The sequence below is a fragment of the Alcaligenes faecalis genome (assembly GCF_009497775.1).
Taxonomy (GTDB): domain Bacteria; phylum Pseudomonadota; class Gammaproteobacteria; order Burkholderiales; family Burkholderiaceae_B; genus Alcaligenes; species Alcaligenes faecalis_D.
On record NZ_CP031012.1, the window covers coordinates 3104320 to 3124681 of the forward strand.

The following is a 20362-nucleotide window of genomic DNA, read 5'->3' on the forward strand; positions in this document are numbered from 1 at the left end:
TCTTTGTTGTCACAGGAACCTGCCATGCCTTCCCTCATTTGGATTCTGTTTGCCGGACCTCTGTCATGGTTACGGCAAGCCCAGCTTGTGCCAGCCACTTACTTCAAACCCGAAGACTGGTCGCAAAGTGATCAGCGATTCGGCTGGACTCTCCCCAACAAACAGCCTCTGTGGCCCTCTTCAATGACAGGAGGATCCGCAGCATGAGTTCGCGTCGTACTTGGATCATCATTCCCGTTCTGGCCGGCGTATTGGCCATAGGCTGGCGTTTGCTGCCCGCCTCGCAAGAAGCTCAGGCAGGTGGCGCCTACCCGCCTGCCGTTGTCGAACTATCCAGCGTCGACTCCCAGACCGCTCCACGTCTTTTGCATGCGGTCGGTGCACTGGAAGCCTGGCAGCAAGTGCTGCTCAGCGCAGAGACCAGCGGTCGTATTCGCAAGATTGATTTCACCTCCGGGCAGCAAGTCAAGGCAGGCCAGCCACTGGTCTTGCTGAATGACGAACTGGAACAAGCCAGCGTGCGCCGCGAGCAGGCGCAGGTCAAACAGGCCGCCATTCAGCTCAGCCGGGTACGCAAGCTGAAAGAACAGCAAGCCGCCACCCAGGAACAGCTGGATCAGGCCCAGGCCGATCACGCCGTGGCTCAGGCCCAGCTGCAATATCAACGTGCTGAACTGGCCTTGAAACAGATTGCCGCCCCCTTCTCGGGCCGCATCGGTATCACCAGCCTGCACCAGGGCCACTACTTGCAACCCGGCCAGGCCATCGCCAGCCTGGTCGATGACAGCCAACTGCGTGTGAACCTGACCGTGCCAGAGCAAAGCCTGCCGGATCTGAACGTGGGCCAGACACTGCAAGTGCAGGTGGACGCCTGGCCGGGCGAGAACTTCCAGGCTGAAATCAGCGCCGTTGATCCCTTGATCGGTGATTCGCGCACCGTGCGCCTGCAAGCCTTGCTGCCCAATCCGGACAATCGCCTGAAAGCCGGGATGTACGCCCGCGCTCAATTGAAACGCCCCGCCGAAGCTCCCGTGCTGACCGTGCCCGAAACTGCACTGACCTACACCGCTTATGGTCAGACCGTCTTTGTGGCCTCCCCCAAGGATCAGGGCCTGTGGCAGGTCAAGCGTGTAGCCGTACAAACCGGCGAGCAATGGGACGAGCGTGTCGAAATCATTGATGGTCTGAAGGAAGGCGACACCGTTGTCAGCGCCGGCCAGATCAAGATTCAGGACGGCTCCACTGTGCAGACCGCCAAGGACAAGGAGCCCGTATGAACACCACCTCCCGTCCCGGCTTTACCGACTTGTTCGTTCGTCGGCCGGTACTTGCCCTGGTGGTCAGCGCCTTGCTCCTGATGTTGGGCCTGTTTTCCCTGGACAAGCTGCCCATCCGGCAGTACCCCCTGCTGGAAAACTCCACCATCACAATTACCACCGAGTACCCCGGCGCCTCTGCACAGCTGATGCAAGGCTTTGTCACCCAACCTATCGCCCAGGCTCTGGCCTCGGTCGAAGGGGTGGATTATCTGTCCTCCAACTCCGTGCAAAGCCGCAGTGTCGTGACCTTGCGCATGGAACTGAACCGCGACTCCACCCAGGCCCTGACGGAAGTCATGAGCAAGGTCAGCCAGGTGCGCTATCGCCTGCCTGAAGGCGCGTATGACCCGGTTGTGGAACGCTCCTCCGGGGACTCCACTGCCGTGGCCTATGTGGGCTTTTCCACAACATCGATCTCCATCCCGGAACTGAACGACTATCTGTCCCGCGTGGTGGAACCCATGTTCTCCACCATTGACGGTGTGGCGAAGATTCAGACCTTTGGCGGTCAGAAACTGGCCATGCGACTGTGGCTGGATTCGGACCGCATGGCTGGCTATGGCCTGACCGCTGCCGATATTGCCCAGGCCGTGCGTGCCAACAACTACCAGGCCGCTCCCGGCATGGTCAAAGGCCAGCATGTCTTGAGCAATATTCAGCTCAACTCGGACCTGACCAGCGTGGCCGAATTTCAGGACCTGATCGTGCGTGAGGACGGCACCTCGCTGGTACGTCTGCGCGACATAGGCAAGGTGGAACTGGGTGCAGCAGCGACTGAAACCAGCGCCTTGATGGATGGCCTGCCCGCCATTCACCTGGGTTTGTTCCCTACTCCCGGCGGCAATCCCTTGCGCATTGTGGAAGGCATTCGTGATCGCCTGCCCGCTATTGAGGCGACCCTGCCACCCGGCGTGGAAGTGGCCCTGGCTTTTGAAACCGCCCGCTTCATTCAAGCCTCGATTGATGAGGTGCTGAAGACCCTGACCGAAGCCATGATTATCGTGGTGCTGGTGATTTACCTGTGCCTGGGCTCCTTCCGCAGTGTGCTGATTCCCCTGGCTACTATCCCCTTGTCCATGCTGGGAGCCGCTGCCTTGATGCTGGCCTTTGGTTTCAGCATCAACTTGCTGACCTTGCTGGCCATGGTGCTGGCGATCGGGCTGGTCGTGGACGACGCGATTGTGGTGGTTGAAAACGTGCACCGTCATATTGCTGCCGGGCGTTCGCCCGTGGTGGCCGCCTTGCTGGGCGCACGTGAAGTAGCCGGCCCTGTGATCGCCATGACGCTGACCCTGGCTGCCGTCTATGCCCCGATTGGTCTGATGGGTGGCCTGACTGGAGCACTCTTCAAGGAGTTTGCCCTGACGCTGGCCGGTGCCGTGCTGGTATCCGGTGTAGTGGCCCTGACCCTGTCCCCGGTGATGAGTTCCTTGCTGCTGCCCTCGCAGCAAGATGAAGGCCGCATGGCGCACATGGCAGAGAGCTTCTTTGGGGGCCTGTCGGCCCGCTATGGTCGCTTGCTGGCACGTTCCTTGCGTCACCGCTGGATCACGGGTGCCATGGCCTTGCTGGTCTTTATCAGCCTGCCCGTACTCTATCAAATGACACACAGCGAACTGGCTCCCATTGAGGACCAGGCCAGCGTGCTGACAGCCGTGAAGGCTCCACAAAACGCCAACCTGGCCTACGCCGAACGCGACGGCAAGCTGCTGGATGACACCTATCGCCAAGTGAACGAAACCGAAAGCACCTGGTTGATTGTGGGTACGGACGGCCCGGCCGCCAGTTTTGGCGGGATCAACCTGAAGGACTGGAGCAAGCGCGAGCGCGATGCCAGCGCCGTACAGGGCGAGCTGCAAGGACGTGTCAGCACCATTCCCGGCAGCAGCATCTTTGCTTTCCAGCTTGCCCCCTTGCCCGGCTCCAGCGGCGGTCTGCCCGTGCAGCTGGTACTGCGTAGTCCCGGCGATTACCGCACGGTGTACGACACAATGGAATGGGTCAAACAGCAAGCCCGTGAAAGCGGATTGTTTGTGGTGGTGGACAGTGACCTGGACTACAACAAGCCCGTTTCCCGCGTCCAGATCGACCGCAGCAAAGCTGCCAGCATGGGCATCAGCCTGCGAGATATTGCCGACTCCCTGGCCGTGCTGGTGGGCGAGAACTACCTGAACCGCTTCTCGCTGGATGGTCGCTCCTATGACGTGATTCCGCAAAGCCAACGCGAACTGCGCCTGACGGCACAAGCACTGACGCGCCAGTTTGTACGCAGTGCCAATGGCGAACTGGTGCCCTTGTCGGCCATGGTTCAGATTCACAGCGAAGTGGAGCCCAACAGCCTGCGCCAATTCAACCAGCAAAACTCGGCCACGCTGCAAGCCATTCCCGCACCGGGCGTAACGCTGGGACAAGCCGTTGGCTATCTGGACGAAATCGCGCGTCAATTGCCCGCAGGCTTTACGCATGACTGGCAATCGGAGTCGCGCCAATTCACCCAGGAAAGTCAGTCTCTGGTGTGGGCCTTCCTGGCCGCGCTGGTTGTGATTTATCTGGTGCTGGCCGCGCAGTACGAAAGCCTTGTGGACCCCATCATCATTCTGGTGACGGTGCCCTTGTCCCTGTGCGGTGCCCTGCTGCCCCTGGCACTGGGATTTGGCACGCTCAACATCTACACCCAGATAGGTCTGCTAACGCTGGTCGGCCTGATCAGCAAGCACGGTATTCTGATGGTGGAGTTTGCCAATGAGCTGCAATTCAAAGAAGGCCTGAAAAAGCCCGAAGCCATCTTGCAGGCCGCCCGCATTCGTTTGCGTCCTGTGCTGATGACAACCGGAGCCATGGTCTTTGGTCTGGTGCCTCTGCTGTTTGCCTCGGGTGCTGGCGCAAACAGCCGCTTTGGCCTGGGTGTGGTGCTGGTCTCGGGCATGTTGATCGGTACGATCTTCACCCTGTTCATCTTGCCTACTTTGTATACCTTGCTGGCGCGTGACCACGCCCATCAAGCAGACACCCCGCGGGCGCGCGCCTTGGCTCAAGCCCTGCGCCCTTCGACTGGAGAACACTCATCATGACGCCACTATTATCAAACAGGCTAGCGCCTGTGGCGCGTGCTCTGCGACTGGTGATCCCCAGCCTGATCCTGAGCGGTTGCGCCGTGGGACTGGATACCTCCATTCCCACCGCTCCCAGCCTGGCCGAAACCAACTGGAACAGTCAGTTCGCTCAAGCCAGCGAGCAACGCGAAAACTGGTGGACCTTGCTGCAGGACCCGCAGCTGGACGCCCTGATTGCCAAGGCTCTGGATCACAATCTGGATATTGCCCAGGCACAGGCCCGCTGGCGGGCCTCCCGCGCCCTGATCGACGAGCGCCAGCACGATCGCCTCCCGGCCGTCACAGCCCATGCCAGCTACAACCGTAGTGGTTCACAGTTTGCTGCACCAGACGGCTCCATTGATCACGGTATTACCGAGAACTGGCGTTTGGGTATGCAAGCCACCTGGGAGATCGACCTGTTTGGCCGTGTGGAACAACTGGCCCGCTCTGCCCAGGCACGCAGCGAAGCCAGCGCGGATCAACTGGAGCTGACTCGACAGGCGATGGCCGCTGAGCTGGCACGCCAATACGTGCAGGCCCAAGGTTTGCAGCGACGGCTGGCTCTGGCAGAGGACGATGTCCGCAGTTGGGAACATACGATCAAGCTGGTACAGGCTGGCGTATCGCTGGGCCGGGAATTACCGGAGAATCTGGACAATGCCCAGGCCGGTCTGGAACGTGCCAAAACTCTGGTGCCGCAACTGCGCAGTGACCTGGAACTGGCTCGCTTGCGCATCCAGGTGCTAAGCGGCGGGCAAGCCGAGAGCATTGATACGCCACTGCCTAGCGCCAAGGCACCGTTGGCTGCTTCCCTGCCTTTGGGCGATGTCAACGCCATGCTGTTCAACCGGCCTGACGTACGCGCTGCACGACAGGAAATCCTGGCCAGCTCACACGAAGTCGCCTCAGCCACCGCCGAGCTATACCCCCGTCTGGATCTGGCTGGTTTTATCGGCTTCTTTGCCCTGCGTGGCAGCAACCTGGGCAATGCTGCGCGAGCATTCGATGTCTCGCCCGCCATGCAATGGCCTGCTCTACGCCTGGGCCATGCCAAGGCACGCTTGCGTGGCATGGAAGCGGTGGCCGATGAATCACGCCTGCACTATCAACAAGTGCTGTTGCAAGCGCAGGAGGAAATTCAGGGGTCTTTGCAAAGGCTGACTCAGCATCAGGAAAGCCTGCTTAGCCTGACACGGGCTGCTTCGCATCTGGAAAACGCCCATGAACGTGCCTTGACGCGTTATGAAGTGGGGGCTGGAGCCTATCAGCAAGTGCTGGAAAATCAGCGCAGCTTGAACCAGACCCGGCAAGAGCTGGCAATTGCGGAAACCGGCTCGTACCTGAATGTGATTGCCTTGTATCAGGCCTTGGGTTGGGGAATAGCAACGCCAAGCAGCCCTGAGTAATTTCAGGCTTGATGGGATTGGGGGTGGTCTGTCTCAAAGATGGACCGCCCCTTTTCTATTTGGGCATCCGTCTGTTGCAGAAACTCGGATAGATTCGCAATCTTGCTTTGCATCAGCCGCTCCAGCAGCTTCCCGCCAAACCACAACAAGGCGCAGCAGAAAAGCGTAATCGGCAATACATACCAACGCAGCCAGGCCGAAGCATCCAGCAACCAGCCCAGCACGGTAAAAATCACCACCAAGGTGCAGGCAATCCAGTTATTGCGTTTGGCTTTGAGCAAAAATTTACTCAGATCCTGGTGACCACGCTCCAGTGTCTCTAATTGCTCGCTCAGTTGATCACGATCTTTCGTCAACTGTGCCCAGGCCGCGCGTTGCTCCTGTGTCACCGGCCTGCCGGGTTCATGTTCCTGATTGCTCATTATCTCTACGCCTGACAGCGGAGTGCTCTGGAAAAACGCTATTGTAGGAGGAATGAAAACGGGGAGTGTTTCTGTCTTTTTCTTTAGCAAGCCAGCCTATGTCTATTACTTCCAGCACGTCACTCCATACCACGCCTGCTCTCGCTACCCGCAGCACATCAGAATAGCCAGAACACCTTGCTAGTTCCCCAGCAAGGACGAACCTTTCTGCCCCAGGGACAGCACTTCACTGGCGTTCACAATGGCAATCGAAATATCTTCAATCGTGCTGCGCTTGTTCATGGCCTGTTCGCGGATCAGATCGTAGGCCTGATCTTCCGATACCTGATGGGTACGCATCAAGATCGTCTTGGCCTGCGCCACATGCCGCTGCCCCATCAATTTGGTTTGCAGCTTGCTGATCAGACGACGCTGCTGGCGCAGTTCCTTATGGTATTTGCGCGCTAGCACAACGGTGGACAGCAAACCGAAAGAACGAATGGGCGAAGGCAGGATCGCCTGAATATTCAAATCCAGCACCGCCGACACGATCGTGGGGTTTTCATAATTGACCACGGCAATAATCGTGGGCGCTTCCTCCTCGCAGACCCAATCCAGACGTAGGTGCAACAGATCAGGTTGCACGGCCAGAAACACCAGATCCGTTCCTGAAGGCAGGTTTTGCGTGGGCGGCCAGATCGTCTGGACCGAACACCCGATACGCTGCAGTTGCTGGGTCAGCAAGCGGCCATCGCTATCGTCCGGATGCATGACCACCATCGTCAATTGCCGCAGTTCCTTGAGCTGCGGCGAGGTGGCATGCGGAAAACGATTCCGCACTCGCAAGGGCTTGTTTGCCGGCTCATCACCGTAGGAAGAGGAGTTGGCCACGCTTTATGTCTCCAAAGTATCCAGCTTGGCAGTCCAGTCGCCCAAAGAATGGGTGACCAGATACGGGTCGGGCGAGACCGGGCGCGTTGCCTGGCGCACAATCGCAAATTCGCCGTCGGCATTGATGCGTCCAATCCGTGGATAAAGCCAGGTGTGGTGATTATTGGGATCGACCTTGATCCGCCCCTGAGGCGCATCCAGTTCACTACCCAGCAGGTAGGGCAGCAAATCCCCGATCGCATCACTGGCAGATTGCCGATACGCATTGGCGAACAAATGCATCTGTGAATAGGCAGCTTCCCAACACAGATTAGGGTGGCAGTCGGCCCCAAAGCGCTTGCGCAAACTGGCCAGGCAACGCGCATTGACCTCCGACTCGATGGATTGGAAATACGGTGCAGCGGTGAAATGCCCACAGGCAATTGCTGCGCCCATCTGTGCAATCTCGGCCTCGGAGGTCGTCAGGCTGGCAATGGGCATGGTTTGCGGATTAAAGCCCGCATTGGCATAAGCGCGATACAGATTGGCCGTGGAGTCCCCCACTACGGTGGAGAAAATAAAGTCCGGCTGCTTCTGGCGTATATCTTCCATGATCAGGCTGTAATCGCTCTCGCTGGCATCCAGTGGCAGATAGTGTTCGCCCAGCACCTTGCTATCGGGATGCTGCATGACCAGCTCGCGCATGATGCGGTTGGACTCGTAGGGGTAGATATAGTCCGAGCCAATCATGTAGACCCGCGCGCCAAAATTGCTGGTCATGAAATGCGCCAGCTGCACACTGTTCTGATTGGGCGCCGCGCCGGTATAGATCACATTGCCCGAGAACTCGAAACCTTCGTACAGCGTGGGATAGAACAGCAGCTTGTTCCACTTTTCAACAATCGGGATTACGGCCTTGCGGCTGCTGGACATATAGCAGCCAAAGATCACATTGACGCGATCCTGCACAATCAGCCGCTCGGCCTGTTCAGCGTAGCAAGCGGGCTTGGACGCCGGGTCGTAACACACCGCCACCAGCTCGCGCCCGAGCAGGCCACCGGCCTCGTTGATTTCCTCAATCGCCAGTTTGGTGCCCTGCCATTGCGACTGACCAATGGTAGAGGTCATGCCGGTTGCGGAATAAAGAACGCCGACGCGTACGGGTTCGTTGTGAGCCAAAGTCCATCTCCTGTCTAGCATGGTAGGGGCGCAGGTCGACAGACCTGCCGGTAAACACTACGAGCGAGCATCAGGTTACTCCAAAAAACTGCATTACTCTGGCCCCCACCGAGCTTGCTTCCCTATGTGAACTACCAGGCATCCATCAGGATCAAGGTGCCGGGCAACCAGCAGGTCAGCGCGCCGATCAGGACGGTGTACACGGGCAAGATACGCAAGGACCGGCCCAGTCCCAAGGCCAGAAAAAACAGGAACCACAGGCTGGACCACAAGAGCCACATGGTGATCAAACGCGGGTCGCTGGCAGTCCCGGCAAAGGCCAACGCGCTGATGGCCACAAACAGGCAATACCAGCCAAAGCCCACTCCTTTCAGGCCATACCACTGCACCACGGCCAGATACAGATAGGTGAAGGCAAACAGCAGCCCACCGGCAACGGCAAAGTAATCGGCCATTTGCTCGCCGCGCTGCAAGCCCAGCAAATTGATGAACAGGGCCAGCAGCCCCACCAACAAGTTAAAGGGGGCCAGGTCCCGACTTTCAATACGTCCAGTCAAACCCACGCCATTAACAATCAGCACAGCCCCAATAAAGAAAAGCGCAACACCCAACATGGCATAAGCCTCCAAAACAAGGTGACGATTCCGGCCTGGCTGGCGTCAGTCCTTGCTGACGCTGCGTGAGCTCTGTGTATCACGATGGCATAGGGCTGCGAAGCAGGGTTCCAAATAGTTCGCGACCTAATTACGAGGTCGGATTTATTTCAGGCAAACAAAAAGGCCCAGACCGGTTCAAGCACTGAACCAGTCTGGGCCTTTTTGCCCGGCATCGGCGCTGGCAGCATTGGCAGCGGATGTCGTCTCTATTTGGAAATGTCGCAGCGATCTGAAATCGCGATCGATGCAATTCTTACATAGCCCGGTCTGTCGTCTGTACTAGCGATTACCCTAGCGGCTGACTATTGGCGTCCTAAATATATTTTGTGCTACAGTAGCCCATCGATTTAACGATCTGATCCCTATTCCATGAACCGCCCCGCATCCTCTTTGCCAAGCACTCTGCCCCTATCGCGGGCCGCGTCGCTGCGGGCGGGCTCTCCTCCATCTGTCTTGCTGATGACTGTCGTCGCCCCGGGCGTCGTCAATCAAGTCGCAGTCGTGTCCGATGTTGTCGTCGACACACGCGTCTACAGCGTCTGCTCCTAAGACCTCTTTTTCTTTTCCTGCGCTCTTGATGCGCCTGGAATGTCTTTGCAGACAAACCTAATTTATTTAGACAGATAAAGAACATCATGACTTCTTCTTCTCGCGCCCAAATGGGTGCTATTGCCCTGTTCGTGCTGCTTTGGGGCAGCGCGGGTATTTTCACTCGTATCGGTTTGGATCATGGCTCGGTTATGGCCATGCTGATTCTGCGTTTTGCCATCGCCCTGCCTATGGTGATCGTGCTGGGTCACTTCAATGGCGGCTGGCTACCGCCTAAAGGGCAACGTCTGCTGCCTGCCATCAGCGGTTTGCTGATGATCGGGCTGTATTCGTTTTTCTATTTTGAAACCCTGGCCCAAGGGATCACACCGGGTCTGCTGGCCACGATTCTGGGTGTACAGCCAATTCTGACTTTGGCGCTGACCGAGCGGCGTTTTTCCCTGACCCGTATGGCTGGTTTGGCCTTGTCTTTGACTGGCCTGATTCTGGTGGTTTATCAAAGCCTGATTGTCAGCCGTTTGTCCGTGACAGGTCTGGTATTTGCAATTGCTGCTTTGTTAAGCATCACTGTCGGGACGATTGTTCAAAAGCGTCAGCCTGTGGGGGCCCTGCAAGGAATGCCTTTGCAGTACTCCTTGTCTCTGGGCTTGTTTATTCTGGTGTCCCTGGGCTTGGGACAGGAAATCCGCTGGGAGAACACGCTAGGCTTTTGGGGGCCGGTGGTATGGCTTGGCCTGGTGATTTCCGTGCTGGCCCAGTTGCTGTTGTATCGCATGATTCGCAGCGGGAATCTGGTCAATGTCACTAGCCTGTTTTATCTGGTGCCTGTGGTGACGGCGGGATTGGATTTTCTGATTCTGGGGAATACCTTGGCAGCTCGCGCAGGGCTGGGACTGGTGGCTATCTTGGCTGGTCTGTGGCTGACATTACGGAAGAAGGCGGCGTAAGTCTGCTTTTTATAAGTGGGGTTTCATAGAGAGTGAAATCGGTCTTTGAATGATGGGATCGGTCTCCGTGAAGCCACCACTTGGGGCCCTCTGCAGGGATTGGGCTGAGAACTTGCCGGTGCTGCGCACCGGTGCCCTTGTCAGGAGATAGCTACGGGCGCATCCTGAACTCGCCGGGTACTTGGTCCCCCGGACCAAGTACAAGCGTCCGGCTCAAACAGCAGGATGCTTGAACCCCTACGCTATCTCCTGACCGCGGCAAGTACTCTGATCCGCCCAATCCCTGCAGAGGGCCCCAAGTGGTTCACAGTGATGCATATCCACGATTCAAGCTGGTTTACTTCCAAGATCCAAGTGCTCAGAGACAGATCGCAATGCCTAGATCTCTATTTTTTAGCAACCCTCGTCAAAACACCCCCTAAAAGCCCCTGACTTACGAGTTCTCGCTACAGATAGATGCCAATAATCAGCGTGTAAATACCGCAAGCATGCTGATCATCATTGATGATTACTTTTGGGCTTTTTTCAACTGGCCTCACTGCGCTCAATGGCAGTAACCCTTCAATCCATCTCAACAACTTGGCCAACAACAAGCCCTAAGCCCACCAAGCGCCAAGCCAAGGAACGCTAAAAAGCCCCCTGTCCTCTCTACAACCAGCACTTTCTCCCGCCCCAAATCGGTTTTTTTATATTTCTCCGTTGTGAGTCGCTTGGGGGCCGGGTCCAGGGGGGTGGGCGATTCAGACTGCTTGCCGCAGGCGATGTCTTGATACGGGATACAAGCACTCTGCTGTTTGAGCCCGACGCTTGTGGTTTGTCCGGGGGACAAACCACCGGGCGAGTTCAGAGTGCGCCCGTATCAAGACATCGACAAGGGCACCGATGCGCAGCATCGGCAAGTAGTCAAGCCCACCCCCCTGGACCCGGCCCCCAAGCGGCGTCCCCACAGAGACTCTAAACAAAAAAAAACCGACATCTCCAACCCTGGGGTCGGGCGAGATATCGGTTCAAAAGCCGGGGGCCTGTTCCCGGCGTGCTACCGTTTCAAAACGTGCTTCTAATTATTAATTCCAGAAGAACCAATCCCAGCCGCCTCAATGCGCCGCAATCCAGTCCTGCAGTTCCTTCTCTCCTTGCCAAGGCTGACTACGATCCACACTGGCAGCCCGTGCCTCGGCCACAAACTCGGGGGTGATGGCATCCACCTCATTCCCCCACTCATGGCGAATAAAGCTCAACACAGCCGCCAGCTCCGCATCATTGAACTGCTCTGCAAACGCAGGCATTGCCCCCTGATATTCCTGACCTTTCACCGTGATGGACCCGGTCACCCCATGCAGCACCAATTGCGCCAGCACCTTGGGTTCTCCCTTCACCCACTCTGAATCCGCCAAAGGAGGAAACACCCCCGGCAAACCTTGCCCCGTTGCCTGGTGGCACGCCACACAGGCATTGGCATACAACTGCTTGCCATCCGCAGATGCACTGCCAGGCGCTGGAGCCAGGACCGCCAAAGGTCGCTGATCCCCCAAACGAGGAGAGCTATTGGGCTGAGCCGAGACGATGTAATACACCGCCCAGGCCAGCAAGGCCAAAATCACCAGAATCACCACTCGCGGAACCGGGTTGTACTGCTCGTGGGGATCGGCATTCTCGCTTTGACGACTTTGCACAGGTCGGTTCATTCCTCACTCCCCACCACATCAGCACTCAAGATCGGATACACATGCTTGAGCGACTGCAAATACACCACCAGATCCAAAGCCTCCGGACGGGCCACCACAACTTTGCCCTCCGGTGCCACGCCCGGCGGCAAGCTCACGACGCGCTCATCAGGCTGCACCTGATCCGGGTTCTTGGCTTCAAACAGGAAACGATAGGGAGGCATATTGCTGCCCGGCGAGTAAGCACGCGGATCGTACAAGTGCCCCAAATGCCAATCCTGACTAGGTTGACGCACACCAATATTGAACAGATCCGGCCCGGTACGCATGGTGCCCAGCAAAGGCGGATCGTCGTAGTGATAATCCCCCGCAACCGAAGCACGCCCCCAGCCACGGCTGGCGTCCGCCACACCTGCGCCCGTGGTACTGGGCTGCTGCGTGTGGCAGGTGATGCAGCCATTACCCCGATACACCGCCCGTCCCCGTAATTCCTGACTGGTATAGGGCGACAAACCTTCCGGGGCTGGCTCGTCTTTCAACTGCAAAAAGGGCACCACAATCATGGCCGCTGTTGCCAGGGACAAGGTCACCATGGACCCGATAATCAACTTCAGTTCGTTTTCCATGTCCTTAAACCTCCAGCTCAGCGCCAGGGCGCACCGCAGCCGAGCGGGACTCGGTCAGCGCAAACGCACCCGACTTCACAATCATCAGCAATACGTGCAAGGCAAAGACCAGATGGCCCAGCGTCATCATGGCGCCGCCAATGGAACGGCCTTGCAGCCAGGGCATGGTGACCGCCACCGATTCCATAAAGCCACGGGCAGGATCCAGCAAGGCCAAACCTTGCAGCACGCCACCAATGCTGAGCGTGATCATGTAGACGGCAAAGCCAGCCACCACCAGCCAGAAGTGCCAGGAGATCAAGGCAGGACGGGGCCAGGCCGTGTTCAGAATGCGCGGCAAGGCAAAGTACACACCACCAAAAATCACCATGCTCACAAAGCCATACATACCCAGATGAGCGTGAGCCACAGTGAAGTGCGTGAAGTGAGTAATGGAGTTCAACGAACGCAAGGCTTCAGCAGAACCTTGCAGGGACGCGACGGTGTACATCATGGCGCCAAAGACAATGAAACGCAGAACGGGCGAGTGACGCAGCGCACTGAAATGCCCCTTGAGCGTCAAGTGCTGGTTAGCCGAGAAGGCCAGCACCGGAATCACCATCATCATGCTTTGCACAATGGACAAGGTAATCAGCCATTCAGGGATAGGACCACCAATCAAATGGTGCGCCCCAACCTGTCCGTAGAAAAAGGCCAGCGTCCAGAAACCCAGCAGCGACAAGTTGTAGGAGCGCACAGGTCGTCCAATGACTTTGGGCAGGAAGTAGTAAATGGCGGCAATCGACATGGGTGTGTAGAACAAACCCAGGACGTTATGCCCGAACCACCAGTTCATGGTGGCTTGCTCCACCCCGAAGTGCACGCCAGGAACCTTGGCCACCAGATACAGAATGGGGAACCAGAACAGCGCCGCACCGATGTACCAAACCGACACGTACAAGTGCTTGACCTTGCGTTGCGAGAGCATCAAGGCCAGTGGCATACCAATCATCATGCCGCCAAAGGCGAACAGCACGCCGATTTGCCAGGGGATTTCCAACCATTCCAGGCCCGCATTCAAACCAATGGCCAAAGCACCAATCCCCGCAACCAGCGCTGCGTTCCAGACCAGCCCGCCCACCATCACCAAACGACCACCCAACAAGGGGGTTTGCAGCAAGCGCGGCAACATCCAGATAGTCAGACCCAACAAACCCATGGGCGCCCAGCCATACGCCACGCCGTTCAGGTGAATCGTGCGCAGACGGCCAAAGCTCAACCAGGACACATCACCCAGGAACTCGGGCCAGTGCAGTTTCAAGGAGCTGATCAGACCCGCAAACGAGGCCACCACCAGCCAGACCACCGCACAGACGATCAGCAAAAAAGCGGGCATGGAGCTGGAACGATCGGCCTGCTCACGCGCAGCCATTTCAAGCGCGCTGGTTTGCTGACCATGGTTCTCTGCAATATGGTCGGCCGCCGCCAGACTTAGCGCCTGCCGTTGGGCAGCATCTGCCGAAGGTTCTTCGGGCTGGCCGATTTCGCCCTTGTGAAAAATAGTGCGTGCACCACTGACGTCAGCATCGAACAGGCCCTTGCGCAAGGACCAGATAAAGGCAAAAAGCCCGGCAATCGACAGGATGAATGCGGCAAGCAAAAGCGCCGTCGGGTTCATGGTATTCCTCTGATTAGGTAAGGCCGCAGCCCGCAGGGGCACGGACGAAAACACCCGGCAAGGCTACCCGTCGGTACAGAGCATTCCAAGAATCAGTTAAAGCTTCAAAAACCCTATCAGTTTGCTTGAAAGCCACGTAAATCGCGGTTTACTTGTGCTTGAAGGCATACCCATCAGATAATAAAAAAACTACATTTATCGAATTCACCGTATCAGTTTGAGTACAAAGGGCAGCATGAAACTGTATGAGACTCTGGCCAAGGAGCTGGCCCAGGCCATTCTGGACGGCACCGTAGCGGCAGGCGAGCGCATGCCTTCCGTGCGCCAATTGATGGATAAGCACAAGATCAGTGCATCAACGATTTTCCAGGCCTATTACCGTCTGGAAGCACAAGGCTTGATCCAGGCTCGCCCGCGTTCGGGCTATTACGTCTGCTCCAATCTGGCGCCTCATACATTGGAAGCGGACACCGCCTCCCAGCCGCCACTGCAAGCGACCAGTGTCAACAATAGCGACCTGATCATGGCGATCTTGCAATCCAGCTCCGAACGTTCCGTGGCGCCTTTGGGCTCCGCATTCCCCAGCCCCCTGCTCTTTCCGCTGGAACGGCTGGGCCGCTTCCTGTCTGCCAGTCTGAAGCAGCAAGATCCCTGGGCCAGTGTGGATGACCTGACCCAAGGCCACGCCCCCCTGCGCCGCCAGATTGCCTTGCGCTATCTGGCTCAGGGCATGGCCATCAATGCCAACGATATTGTGATTACCAACGGAGCACTGGAAGCGCTGAATCTGTGTCTGGCAGCGGTGACGCAACCGGGTGACATTGTGCTGGTGGAATCGCCCACCTTTTACGCCGCCCTGCAGTCGCTGGAGCGCATGAAGCTGCAAGCACTGGAAGTACCCACCCATCCGCGTGAAGGCATTGATCTGGAAGCACTGGAACACGCCATCAAACAACACGCTCCCAAAGCCTGCTGGCTGATGACCAACTTCCAGAACCCGCTGGGCAGCCTGATGCCCGACGCTAAAAAAGCCCAATTGGTCGAGCTGCTGGCCCGCTATGAAATCCCCTTGATCGAGGACGATGTTTACGGCGAGCTGTACTTCGACACAGAACGCCCCCGCCCCGCCAAAGCCTTTGACCGCCAGGGACTGGTGATGCACTGCTCCTCGTTCTCAAAAACCCTGGCACCCGGTTATCGCATCGGCTGGGCTGTGCCGGGACGCTATATACGTGAAGTCGCCCAGGCCAAACTGACCACCACCCTGACCTCTCCCGTCCCCACCCAACTGGCCCTGGCCAGCTATCTGGAAAAAGGCGCGTACGACCAGCACCTGCGCCGTTTACGCACTCAGCTAAAAAACCAGTATGGGCAGTTCTCCAAAGCCTTGGGACGCTACTTCCCCGCAGGCACCCGGGCAACCCGCCCCGAGGGCGGCTACTTCTTGTGGGTAGAACTGGAAAAAAGCGTGCAGACCCTGGAGCTACATCGTCAAGCCCTGTCGCAAGGCATCAGTCTGGCACCCGGCTCCATCTTTTCAACCACCCAGAATTACAGCCATTGCCTGCGTCTTAACTTTGGCCATCCCTGGACAGAGCACAGCGATCACGCGCTGGAAATTCTGGGTAATTTATGCCGACCATTGCCACTTAAAAAGTCATGAAACGTAGGGCCTGACGATAGAAAATAAGAATCGGCAAGTCGTTGAATAGCAAAAGAAAAGACAGCATGATGGCGCAGTTACACAACGCAACAACACTGTCTATTCAGGAGTTTTTGATGGCCCATACCTTACGTAACAAGCTGATCGGTGTCTGGCAATTGGAGTCCTTTGAATTTGTTCCGGAAGATGGCTCGCCCAGCTATCCAGGCCTGGGCCCCAACCCCATCGGTCAGCTGATTTATACAGAAACAGGTTATGTGGGGGCACAACTGTGCAACAGCAGCCGAACGGCACAAGACAGCAGTCAATCGCTACTGGATACCTACCTGGCTTACGCCGGTACTTTTGAAGTGGATGAAGCCGCCCAATGCGTTACCCACTTTGTTGATATGTCCCTGAACCCCGATTGGGTAGGCGTTCCCCAGCCACGTCTGGCGCGCTTTACCCAAGGCGCACTGGAACTGATCACCCGTGATCCCGTGGTCGTGGCAGGCAAGCTGGGAGTGGGCACCTTGCTGTGGCATCGCGCCGGACCAGTTTAAGCAAAAACTCCGTGACCAGCGGCCAGCCTTTGCTGGCCGTTTCAGTTGTGAACCGCCTTATCCAGCAGGCCCAGAAAATAATCCACAATCGCATGAGCACGCCTGTCCTTGCGCATGGCCAAGGACAAGGGAATCGTGAACTGACGCTGCTGCGGGTCCACCGCAATCATCTGGCCCTTCTCCACCCAACGAGCCGCCACGTGCTCGGGCAAAAAGCCGATGTACTCCCCCGTCAAAATCAAAAAGGCGATCCCTTCCCGATCACTGGCGGTGGCCACACAATTCAAATCCTGATGCTGCCCGATCGCCTCCGGGCTCATGCGATAAGCAGGCGCAATGGCCGCAGCCCGGCGCAAGGCTTCCTGGGACACCGTCCCTTTTTGCACCGCTGCAAACAAAGGATGTTCCCAGGAGCAGTACAAAAAATAAGGCTCGGCATAGAGCGTGCGATACTCCAGCCCGCTCAAGGCATTGGTTTCGGGCAGCACGCCCATATGCAGACGACCATCCAATAAACCGCGCTCAATTTCCCCCGGTGTACTCATGCTGATATGCACACGCACCGCCTCGCTGTTTTGCCGCAAGGCACGCAAGGCCGAGGTAATGTGCATATGAGGTTGCGAGATCAGGCTATTCATCAAACCTATATTCAAATCCCCCCGCAAGCTGGAGTGCAGTTGATTCACCTCACTGCGGAAATTCTCCACGGCGGCCATCAAAGTTTCACTGGCCCGCAATACCTGCCGCCCTTCCTCCGTCAAGGCAAAACCCGCCCGGCCACGCTGGCACAGCCGGATTCCACCCAGGCGCTTTTCCAGATCGCTCATATGCAGGCTGATAGCCGAGCGCGTAATGCCCAGCACGCCTTCCGCGGCCGAAAAGCTGCCCACTTGCGCCACCGTTCTGAACACACGCAGCAGACGCAAATCAAAATCGGAAACCTGCAAAAGTCCCTTGAATTGCATATAGGTGAGTAAAACAATAAGTGAAGTTGAATAAAAACGTATTTTACTCAACAACTTAGCTGCCTACACTGGGGGTATTCACCGCCTTGAGGAGACCACCGTGAACTCACCCTACTTTGCGCCACAGCAGATTACCAGTGAACTCAATCTCCAGTCCCACTGGATGCCCTTTACCGCGAACCGGCACTTCCAGCAGGACCCGCGTCTGGTCGTCAAAGCCGAAGGCAACTGGCTGTACGACCAGGATGGCCGCCAGATCTTTGACAGCCTGTCCGGGCTTTGGACTTGCGGAGCCGGACACGCTCGTCATGAAATCCAGGCAGCCGTGCATCGTCAACTCGGGCAACTGGACTACTCCCCTGCCTTTCAGTTTGGACACCCCGCCGCATTTCAACTGGCCGACAAGCTGACGCAACACACCCCTGACGGACTGGATCACGTTTTCTTCACCAACTCCGGTTCTGAATGTACCGATACCGTCGTGAAGATGGTGCGGGCCTACTGGCGTATCAAAGGCCAGGCGACCAAGACCCGTTTGATTGGCCGTGCTCGTGGCTACCACGGCGTGAACGTAGCTGGCACCAGCCTGGGCGGCATAGGCGGCAACCGCAAAATGTTCGGCCAGTTGATGGATGCCGACCACCTGCCCCACGTACTGCAAGCAGACTGCGCCTTCACACGCGGCCAGCCCGAAACAGGGGGCCTTACCCTGGCCGACGAACTGCTGAAACTGATCGAATTGCACGATGCCAGCACCATCGCCGCCGTTTTTGTCGAACCCGTCTCGGGCTCGGCAGGCGTACTGGTGCCGCCTACCGGCTACCTGCAACGCCTGCGCCAGATTTGCGATCAGCACAACATCCTGCTGGTCTTTGATGAAGTCATCACCGGCCTGGGCCGCCTGGGCACCTACACCGGGGCCGAATACTTTGGCGTCACCCCCGACATCATGACCATGGCCAAGCAACTGACCAACGGGGCCATCCCTATGGGCGCGGTCGTTGCCAGCAAAGAAATCTACCAAACCTTCATGGGCCAGGACTTGCCACTGCACGCCGTGGAATTCAGCCACGGCCACACCTACTCCGCCCACCCCGTCGCCTGCGCCGCCGGACTGGCTGCCCTGGAGTTGCTGGAACAAGACAATCTGCTGCAACGCTCCGCCGACCTGGCTCCGCACTTCGAACAGGCCCTGCACCAACTGCGCGACAGCCCGAATGTCATCGACATCCGCAACTGCGGCCTGGCAGGCGCCATCCAACTGGCTCCCCGTAACGGCGACCCCGCTATCCGCCCCTTTGAAGCTGGTCTGCAACTGTGGAAACAAGGCTTTTACGTACGTTTTGGTGGCGACACCCTGCAATTTGGCCCCACCTTCACCAGCACACCCGCCCAGCTTGACTCACTCTTCGATGCCGTCGGTGGCGTCCTGAAGCAACTGGCCTAAGCACTAAAAAGGCGGCCTGCCACGGGCCGCCCCAAAACCAGCCCCCGTCGTAGCAACTGGAAACCTTAACTTTCCCCCCAAGCTGTCCCCACAGCCTGCTCCAAACCTCACAAACGCGCCATAATACGAGCTTTGCTCCCCAAGAAACGTTCAGCGCCATGAGTTCACCCACAACGCCCACCTTTGCTCAGGCCCCCATCGGCCTGTTTGACTCGGGCGTGGGCGGCCTGTCCATCTGGCGCGCCCTGCGCCAGTCCTTGCCCAATGAAAACCTGCTGTATCTGGCGGACTCACAATGCGCCCCTTACGGCGACCGTTCCCCGGAATGGATCATCGAGCGCACCCAGCGCATGGCACAAGTGCTGGTCGACCAAGGTTGCAAAGCACTGGTCATCGCCTGCAACACCGCCACCCTGGTCGCCGCCCCGACCCTGCGCGCCACACTGAACATCCCCATCATCGCCATCGAACCGGCCATCAAACCCGCCGCCGCGCTGAGCCGCAGCCGTAGCGTCGCCCTGATGGCCACCAGCCGCACCCTGGACAGCAGCGGCCTGCAAAGCCTGATCGAACGCTACGCCAGCGACATAGAAGTCATCCGCATTCCCTGCCCCGGCCTGGCCGACCGCGTCGAAGCCCTGCAACTGAGCGGCCCGGAGATCGAAGCAGAACTACGCGAACGACTGGCCCCTGCCCTGCAAAGCCAGGCCGACACACTCGTGCTGGGCTGCACCCACTACCCCTTCCTGCGCCCCACCATCGAAGCCATCAGCGGCTCGCGCTTCCACATCCTGGAACCCTCCTTCGCCGTGGCCGCCCAAGTCCACCGCCGCCTGCAACAAGCCAACTGCCTGAACACCCAAACCCAAGCAGGCAACAGCGCCTTCATCAGCAGCGCCCCCATGGAGCAAGCCCAAAAAGTCATCCAAGTACTGACCGGGCTGGCAGAACCCACCATGCTGACATTCCCGACACAGCCGCTAAACGCACTGTAAAACCCGGCCGTCCTCCATCTCCCGATATATCCAATAAGAGCAGCTTGAATTGGCTGCTCTATCTGACTGACCTCTAGTTTCCGCTGCCCAGTTGCAGCCCTCCTCTTCCACCCCCTCCGATCAAGCCCACATCCGCATTGCGGTGATGCCGTGGAGCTGTGGAGCTGTGGAGCCTTTAAAAACCCCAGCCCTCACAACTCGAACGTCAATCCGCAGGACCAAAGATCCCAAGCATGCCTTCCCAAACCGTTGAGAGCTGCTCAGGGTGCGGGCACAGGGGTCGCGGGGGCGAGTCAGACTACTTGCCGCGGGCGGAGTATTGATCGGGGATGCAAGCGGCCTGCTGTTTGAGCCCGACGCTTGTGGTTTGTCCGGGGGACA

General features: G+C 57.9%; 16 protein-coding genes. 8 read left to right on the plus strand and 8 right to left on the minus strand.

What is annotated here, in order from left to right; translation table 11 throughout:
• Positions 1-203 precede the first annotated feature (203 nt).
• From DUD43_RS14390 to DUD43_RS14400, 3 genes are read left to right on the plus strand one after another with little or no spacing between them, the layout of a single operon-like run.
• Positions 204-1277: an efflux RND transporter periplasmic adaptor subunit gene (locus tag DUD43_RS14390; protein WP_153230806.1), complete on the plus strand. Its 1074-nt coding sequence runs from the start codon at positions 204-206 to the stop codon at positions 1275-1277.
• Positions 1274-4390, plus strand: a complete 3117-nt coding sequence (locus tag DUD43_RS14395; RefSeq protein WP_153230807.1) for a MexW/MexI family multidrug efflux RND transporter permease subunit — start codon at positions 1274-1276, stop codon at positions 4388-4390. Before DUD43_RS14390 ends, DUD43_RS14395 begins: the two co-directional genes overlap by 4 nt.
• Positions 4387-5820: an efflux transporter outer membrane subunit gene (locus DUD43_RS14400; RefSeq protein WP_153230808.1), complete on the plus strand. Its 1434-nt coding sequence runs from the start codon at positions 4387-4389 to the stop codon at positions 5818-5820. Before DUD43_RS14395 ends, DUD43_RS14400 begins: the two co-directional genes overlap by 4 nt.
• Positions 5821-5822: 2 nt before the next feature.
• On the opposite strand, the gene DUD43_RS14405 is transcribed toward DUD43_RS14400, so the two are convergent.
• From DUD43_RS14405 to DUD43_RS14420, 4 genes are all read right to left on the minus strand, one after another.
• Positions 5823-6242, minus strand: a complete 420-nt coding sequence (locus tag DUD43_RS14405; RefSeq protein WP_153230809.1) for a hypothetical protein — start codon at positions 6240-6242, stop codon at positions 5823-5825.
• A gap of 180 nt (positions 6243-6422) precedes the next feature.
• Positions 6423-7112, minus strand: coding sequence for an ANTAR domain-containing response regulator (locus DUD43_RS14410; protein ID WP_026484656.1), 690 nt, complete (start codon positions 7110-7112; stop codon positions 6423-6425).
• Between the two features lie 3 nt (positions 7113-7115).
• Positions 7116-8270: a transporter substrate-binding domain-containing protein gene (locus DUD43_RS14415; RefSeq protein ID WP_228125808.1), complete on the minus strand. Its 1155-nt coding sequence runs from the start codon at positions 8268-8270 to the stop codon at positions 7116-7118.
• Between the two features lie 131 nt (positions 8271-8401).
• Positions 8402-8884 (minus strand): AmiS/UreI family transporter, encoded by a 483-nt coding sequence (locus tag DUD43_RS14420; RefSeq protein WP_153230811.1) that lies wholly within the window; start codon positions 8882-8884, stop codon positions 8402-8404.
• A 677-nt stretch (positions 8885-9561) separates the two neighbouring features.
• Here DUD43_RS14420 and DUD43_RS14425 point away from each other — a divergent pair.
• Positions 9562-10422 carry a DMT family transporter gene (locus DUD43_RS14425; RefSeq protein WP_153230812.1) on the plus strand — a complete coding sequence of 287 codons (861 nt, stop codon included), beginning with the start codon at positions 9562-9564 and terminating at the stop codon, positions 10420-10422.
• A gap of 1094 nt (positions 10423-11516) precedes the next feature.
• Here the strand turns inward: DUD43_RS14425 and DUD43_RS14430 are convergent.
• The 3 genes from DUD43_RS14430 to DUD43_RS14440 are packed head-to-tail and all read right to left on the minus strand — an operon-like array spanning position 11517 to position 14369.
• On the minus strand, positions 11517-12107 hold the full coding sequence (locus DUD43_RS14430) for a c-type cytochrome (RefSeq protein ID WP_153230813.1): 591 nt from the start codon (positions 12105-12107) through the stop codon (positions 11517-11519).
• Positions 12104-12712 (minus strand): cbb3-type cytochrome c oxidase subunit II, encoded by a 609-nt coding sequence (locus DUD43_RS14435; RefSeq protein WP_153230814.1) that lies wholly within the window; start codon positions 12710-12712, stop codon positions 12104-12106. Before DUD43_RS14435 ends, DUD43_RS14430 begins: the two co-directional genes overlap by 4 nt.
• 4 nt (positions 12713-12716) lie before the next feature.
• Positions 12717-14369 (minus strand): cbb3-type cytochrome c oxidase subunit I, encoded by a 1653-nt coding sequence (locus DUD43_RS14440; RefSeq protein WP_153230815.1) that lies wholly within the window; start codon positions 14367-14369, stop codon positions 12717-12719.
• Between the two features lie 235 nt (positions 14370-14604).
• Here DUD43_RS14440 and DUD43_RS14445 point away from each other — a divergent pair, with 235 nt between their 5' ends.
• Positions 14605-16032: a PLP-dependent aminotransferase family protein gene (locus DUD43_RS14445; RefSeq protein WP_153230816.1), complete on the plus strand. Its 1428-nt coding sequence runs from the start codon at positions 14605-14607 to the stop codon at positions 16030-16032.
• 116 nt (positions 16033-16148) lie between these two features.
• On the plus strand, positions 16149-16574 hold the full coding sequence (locus tag DUD43_RS14450; protein WP_194273401.1) for a lipocalin-like domain-containing protein: 426 nt from the start codon (positions 16149-16151) through the stop codon (positions 16572-16574).
• 41 nt (positions 16575-16615) lie between these two features.
• On the opposite strand, the gene DUD43_RS14455 is transcribed toward DUD43_RS14450, so the two are convergent.
• On the minus strand, positions 16616-17539 hold the full coding sequence (locus DUD43_RS14455) for a LysR family transcriptional regulator (protein ID WP_153230818.1): 924 nt from the start codon (positions 17537-17539) through the stop codon (positions 16616-16618).
• Positions 17540-17639: 100 nt separating this feature from the next.
• On the opposite strand from DUD43_RS14455, the gene DUD43_RS14460 reads away from it, so the two are divergent.
• Positions 17640-18986 (plus strand): aspartate aminotransferase family protein, encoded by a 1347-nt coding sequence (locus DUD43_RS14460; RefSeq protein ID WP_153230819.1) that lies wholly within the window; start codon positions 17640-17642, stop codon positions 18984-18986.
• A gap of 158 nt (positions 18987-19144) precedes the next feature.
• Positions 19145-19981: a glutamate racemase gene (gene murI / locus DUD43_RS14465; RefSeq protein WP_153230820.1), complete on the plus strand. Its 837-nt coding sequence runs from the start codon at positions 19145-19147 to the stop codon at positions 19979-19981.
• Positions 19982-20362 lie beyond the last annotated feature (381 nt).

Bases quoted from the DNA above. Each gene is read 5' to 3' on its own strand.
- DUD43_RS14425 (WP_153230812.1), top strand. From the start codon at position 9,562: ATGACTTCTTCTTCTCGCGCCCAAATGGGTGCTATTGCCCTGTTCGTG.
- DUD43_RS14420 (WP_153230811.1), bottom strand. From the start codon at position 8,884: ATGTTGGGTGTTGCGCTTTTCTTTATTGGGGCTGTGCTGATTGTTAAT.
- DUD43_RS14395 (WP_153230807.1), top strand. From the start codon at position 1,274: ATGAACACCACCTCCCGTCCCGGCTTTACCGACTTGTTCGTTCGTCGG.
- DUD43_RS14455 (WP_153230818.1), bottom strand. From the start codon at position 17,539: ATGCAATTCAAGGGACTTTTGCAGGTTTCCGATTTTGATTTGCGTCTG.
- DUD43_RS14390 (WP_153230806.1), top strand. From the start codon at position 204: ATGAGTTCGCGTCGTACTTGGATCATCATTCCCGTTCTGGCCGGCGTA.
- DUD43_RS14400 (WP_153230808.1), top strand. From the start codon at position 4,387: ATGACGCCACTATTATCAAACAGGCTAGCGCCTGTGGCGCGTGCTCTG.
- murI (WP_153230820.1), top strand. From the start codon at position 19,145: ATGAGTTCACCCACAACGCCCACCTTTGCTCAGGCCCCCATCGGCCTG.
- DUD43_RS14435 (WP_153230814.1), bottom strand. From the start codon at position 12,712: ATGGAAAACGAACTGAAGTTGATTATCGGGTCCATGGTGACCTTGTCC.
- DUD43_RS14450 (WP_194273401.1), top strand. From the start codon at position 16,149: ATGGCCCATACCTTACGTAACAAGCTGATCGGTGTCTGGCAATTGGAG.
- DUD43_RS14430 (WP_153230813.1), bottom strand. From the start codon at position 12,107: ATGAACCGACCTGTGCAAAGTCGTCAAAGCGAGAATGCCGATCCCCAC.
- DUD43_RS14405 (WP_153230809.1), bottom strand. From the start codon at position 6,242: ATGAGCAATCAGGAACATGAACCCGGCAGGCCGGTGACACAGGAGCAA.
- DUD43_RS14440 (WP_153230815.1), bottom strand. From the start codon at position 14,369: ATGAACCCGACGGCGCTTTTGCTTGCCGCATTCATCCTGTCGATTGCC.
- DUD43_RS14445 (WP_153230816.1), top strand. From the start codon at position 14,605: ATGAAACTGTATGAGACTCTGGCCAAGGAGCTGGCCCAGGCCATTCTG.